The following is a 4,915-nucleotide window of genomic DNA, read 5'->3' as shown; positions in this document are numbered from 1 at the left end:
CCGACGTGACCGGGGCGTCGACCTCCGCCGCGTTCGGGGCCGGCCGGGCCCGCAGCGTGGCCGGGCGCGGGACCGGACGACGATGACGCCCGGGGACAGGTCCCACGTCTCGCCCCCGCAGGTGCTCGACATCGTCTCCGTGGCGTTCGGGCGGCTGCTCAGGGAACGCGGGGTCGCGGTCTCCCCGGCCGAGGTGGTGGAACTGCGGACGGTCCTCGCGCTGGTGGGGACCTCCCGGCCCGAGGTCCTCCGGCCGGCGCTCCGTGCGGTGACCGTCAAGTACCAGCGGGAGAACCGGGGCTTCGACGCGGTCTTCGACAGCTTCTTCCTCGGTGTGCGGGCGGCCCGGGTCGAGGACTCCGGAGGGGCCCGGGGCGACGCCCCGCAGGTGGGGGCGCTGCCCGACGAGCTGGGACTGGACTCGGACGGGTCCTCGCCGTTCACCCCGTCGGACCTGGACCCGGCCGAGATCGGTGACCTGGTCGAGGGCGACGAGACGGCCCGCCGTGACGAGGACATCCACTACGACGACTCCGACTTCTCGACCGCGACGGGCGAGGAGGAGTTCGCGGTCGAGGCGGGGGCGGAGCGGTGGCAGTCCTCGGTCACCTACGAGATCGAGGTGGATCGCGCGTCGTCGGACCGGGTGGGGGAGATGGGGTCCTCCGCCATCTCGGTCTCCAGTGGCGAGTCGTTGGACTGGGCGGACGCGCTCGACGTCCTGCGGACCCTCGACGGGTACGACGCCCGACAGGTGTACGCGGGGCACGCCGACGAGGGCGGGCCCCCGGCGGGCGAGCAGGTGGGGATGTTCGTCGACGCGGTCGTGGAGTTCCTGAGGAACCTCGCGGGGGACGTCACCGACGGTCGTGTCGACGACGACGAGGTCAACGGGGGCCCGGAGGCGCCCGACGGCGGGGACCTCGAGCGCGCGTCTCACGAGGTGATGCGCCGGATCCGGGGCGCCCCCCGGCGGCGCTCCCGGCCGTTCGCCCGCGGGCTGCTCGATTCGCGCTCCACCCTGCGACGGGCCTGGGCGACGGACGGCGAGGCGTTCACCATCATGAACCGGACCCGTGTCCCCGGGCCGCTCAAGCTCCTGATCCTCGTCGACGTGTCGCTCTCGGTCCGTCCCGTCACCGGATTCGTGCTGCGGCTGGCCCAGAGCCTGCACCGGAAGGTCAACAGGTGCTCCGTGGTCGCCTTCGTCGACCGACCCGTCGACGTGACCGACCACCTCCTGTCGTCGTCGGGTCCGGACGCGTTGGCGACCGTGCTGGCCGCACCCGGTCTGGACCTCGAGGCCAGCAGTGACTACGGGCGGATGTTCGCCGAGCTGCTCGACCGCCACGGCGACCTGATCGACGCCCGGACCTCGGTCCTCGTCGTGGGTGACGGGCGGAGCAACGGCCTGGATCCTCGGGAGGACCTGGTCGGACGGATCAGCAGGCGGGCCCACCGGATGGCGTGGATCACCCCGGAGGCCCGGAGGTATTGGAACCGGCCCACGTGTGGGCTGAGCGTGTACGCCCGGTACCTGGACGGGGTGGTGACCGCGCGCGACCCCGCGGAACTGTCCGAACGGGCAGGTCTGCTGGGAAGCTCGCTCGCCTGACATGACCCGGGCCTATCGTGTGGGCATGTCGTCGGAAGGCCGGGTGGCCAAGTTCCACGCGCCGGAGATCCTCTTCGGCTTCGGTGCCCTGCCCGAGGCCGCGACCGCCGCCATGGGACTGGGCGCACGGCGTCCCCTCGTCGTCACCGATCCGTGGCTCGAACTCACCCCGTGGCCGGGCACGGTCGTCGACGGGCTGAGGGCGCGGGGTGCGGAGCCGGTCGTGTGGTCCGATGTCCGGCCGAACCCGCGGGCGTCCCAGATCCTCTCCGGCGCGAGGACCTACCACTCCTCGGGGTGCGACGTCATCGTGGCGGTGGGCGGCGGCTCGGTGATCGACGCCGCCAAGGGGGTGGCGCTCGTCGTCTCCAACGGAGGGCACGTCCTCGAGTACGAGGGGGTCGACCGGATCCGGCTGCCGCTGCCCCCGGTGGTGGCCGTGCCGACGACGGCCGGCAGTGGTGCCGACGTCTCCCAGTTCTGCGTGGTCAACGACTCGGACCGGCGGACCAAGGTGACCATCGTCAGCCGCTCTCTGGTGCCGGACGTGACGGTCATCGACCCGGCCACCCACGCCACCGTCCCCGAGGACGTGCGGGCGGCCACGGCGATCGACGTGCTCTCCCACGGGGTGGAGGCGTACTTCTCGCGCGCGGCGGGTCCGTTGACGGACTCCCACGCCCTGCGGTCCGTCGAGCTGTGCACGCGGTCGCTCGACAGGCTCGGGGGCGGCGAGAGGCACGGCGACGGGCAACTGGAGGACATGGCGCTCGCGTCGCTCGAGGCGGGGATGGCGTTCAGCAACGCCGTCCTGGGGGCGGTCCACGCGATGAGCCATCCGGTGGGCGGGCGGTACGACTCGTCGCACGGCCAGATCAACGGCGTCCTGTTGTCCCATGTCGTCCGGCACAACGGGGTGGTGATGCCCCCGGACCGCATGGCGGACCTGGCGCGCGCCGCCGGGGTCGCCGTCGGGTCCCGGGGCGGTCAGGTGACGGACCGGGTCGCGGACCGCTTCCGGGACCTCGCGGAGTCCGTCGGGATCCCGGCGGGGCTCACGCACCTCGGGGTCCGCGGCGAGGACATCCCCACGTTGGCCGCGCTCGCGCTCGACGATCTGTGCATGGCCACGAATCCACGTCCCGTCACCCTCGAGGACGTCGAACGACTGTATCGGGAGGCGTCATGACCGAGGGGCCCACGGACCTCGACTCCCTCCTCGGCCTGCGGTCGGTCAAGAGGAGTTTCTTCGACCAGTACCGTGCGGCGGAGTCGCGGCTGCGCCGCTCCATGCACGCGCTCGACCGGGTCTCCGGGGCGCTGGTGCGGACCGCCGAGGGGCCCGAGGAGCTGATGCTGTCGGTCCTCCGGGTCGCCTACGACCAGCTCGACGCCGAGTGGGCGCTGGTGGCCCTCCGGGACGGTCAGCTCCCGTCCGTCGAACCGCGGCACGTCATCGTGGACCCCGAGGGGCGGTTCGTCGCGTTCGAGGGGCGGGACCTGGCGCCGGTGCCGGAGGGGCTGCCCAAGGGTGTGGTCAACGTCCTGCTCGCGGTGCTCCGGGGCGGTCGGTTCGCCGAGGTCGCGGAGGCCGGCGGTCCCGACGCGGTGACCGTGCCGCTGATCCTGCACGGCGGGGTGATCGGTGGACTGGCGTCCTGGCGTCACCCCGGGCGGCCGGCCGACGACATCGACACCGTGGTCCTGCGGATCCTCGCCGCGCAGGCGGCCGTGGCACTGCACAACTCCGTCCTGTTCCGGGACCAGGAGACGCTGCTCTCCCGGGCGGAGGAGGCCTACGAGGAGGCCCGCGGGCACGTGGTGGAGTTGTCCCGGCGGAACTCCGAACTCGAAATCGCCCACCGGGAACTCGACGCCGTACATCGTCAGCGGATCCTCGACGTCGAACGGTCGCGCATGGCCCGGGAACTGCACGACAGCGTGTCGCAACTCGTGCTCGGTGCGGGGATGCACCTCCAACTCGGACTCGATGCGGTGGGATGCGCCGAGCAGCAGCGGCCGCTGCTCGAGAAGGCGGTGCACCTGACCGACCAGGCCGTCGACCAGCTGCGGTCCGTGATCTACGCACTCCGCACGATCGACGACGGGGACGGGCGCCTGAGCCGGCTGATCGAGGACCTGTGCCGCCTCCACGTCCCGTCGGGCATGACCACCGAGGTCAGGGTCCTCGGCAGCGAGGTCCCGACGACCCCGGGGATCGAGCACGAGCTGCTCCGGATCGCCGGTGAGGCGCTCGCGAACTCCTCGCGGCATTCGCGGGGGCACGGCGTGGTGGTGACCCTGGACTTCGGTGACGAGGCCGTGGTGCTGACCGTGGAGGACGACGGCGTGGGACGGCCGGAGGACCTGCGGGCCATGCTCGAGGGCGAGCGGACCGGTTCCCCCGCGGAGCGCCAGGGCCTGGTCAACATGAGGGAGAGGGCCGAGCTGGTGGGGGGAGAACTGGGCATCGTGGAGTCCGACCTGGGTGGGGTGGCGATCACTGTGGTGGCGCCCCGCGTCGACGGCCTCGACCGGCGGCCGGCCCGATGACCCCGGGTCCGACGACCCCCGGGCCGAGGACCCCGCCTGGGACCGGCCCCACGACCCCACCGTCGACGATCCGCACCGTCCTGGTGGACGACCACGCCGTCCTGCGAGAGGGATTGCGGCTGATGCTGGAGCGGGAGCCCGACCTCGAGGTGGTCGGTGAGGCGTCGACCGCGGACGCTGCGCTGGAGGTCATCCGCTCGACCCGCCCGGACGTCGCGGTGATCGACCTCAAACTCGGGAGCGGCTCCGAGCTCGACGGGTTGCGGGTCTGTGCGGCGGTCCGCGACCTGTTCCCCGACGTGGCCCCTCTTGTGCTCACGACCTTCCTCGACAAGGCGATCGTCGTGCGGGCGGTCCGGGCGGGGGCCCGGGGATACGTGGTCAAGAACGTGGACGTGACCGAGCTGGTGACCGCCGTCCGGTCGGTCTCGGCGGGGCAGAGCGCCTTCGACGCCCGGACCGCGTCCATGGTGCTCGACGCGCTCAAGGGCGTGGGCTCGGCGTCCGAGGCCCTGTCGGCCCGGGAGATCGAGGTCCTGAAACTGCTGGCGGAGGGGATGTCCAACAAGGAGATCGGTCAGGCGCTGTTCATCTCGGCCACCACCGCCAAGTTCCACATCAGCAACATCCTGCGCAAGCTCAAGGTCTCACGGCGGGCCGAGGCGGTGTACGTGGCCAGTCAGCAGGGCCTGCTCTGACCGCCCCCGCCCCGCCCGTCGCCCCCGCCCCGCCCGTCGCCGCCGCCCC

At 72.5% G+C, this 4,915-nt stretch carries 4 protein-coding genes; all 4 read left to right on the top strand.

The annotated features are described in order from the left end of the window. Window positions 1-1,615 (top strand): VWA domain-containing protein (locus tag G6031_RS04320; RefSeq protein ID WP_347238438.1); only part of this gene is annotated, 1,615 nt, incomplete at its 5' end. Between the two features lie 25 nt (window positions 1,616-1,640). Next, the gene (locus G6031_RS04315; protein ID WP_241737182.1) at window positions 1,641-2,804 is read left to right on the top strand and encodes an iron-containing alcohol dehydrogenase; all 1,164 of its coding nucleotides are present in this window, start codon (window positions 1,641-1,643) and stop codon (window positions 2,802-2,804) included. Further along, window positions 2,801-4,168: a histidine kinase gene (locus tag G6031_RS04310; RefSeq protein ID WP_182652555.1), complete on the top strand. Its 1,368-nt coding sequence runs from the start codon at window positions 2,801-2,803 to the stop codon at window positions 4,166-4,168. The genes G6031_RS04315 and G6031_RS04310 overlap by 4 nt, the downstream gene beginning before the upstream one ends. Window positions 4,169-4,251: 83 nt before the next feature. Continuing rightward, window positions 4,252-4,866, top strand: a complete 615-nt coding sequence (locus G6031_RS04305) for a response regulator transcription factor (RefSeq protein ID WP_338404046.1) — start codon at window positions 4,252-4,254, stop codon at window positions 4,864-4,866. Window positions 4,867-4,915 lie beyond the last annotated feature (49 nt).

This window comes from Dietzia sp. CQ4 (genome assembly GCF_014145125.1).
Lineage (GTDB): Bacteria > Actinomycetota > Actinomycetes > Mycobacteriales > Mycobacteriaceae > Dietzia > Dietzia natronolimnaea.
The sequence above is the reverse complement of the archived record's forward strand: the minus strand, read 5'-3'. Positions and strand labels throughout refer to the sequence as shown.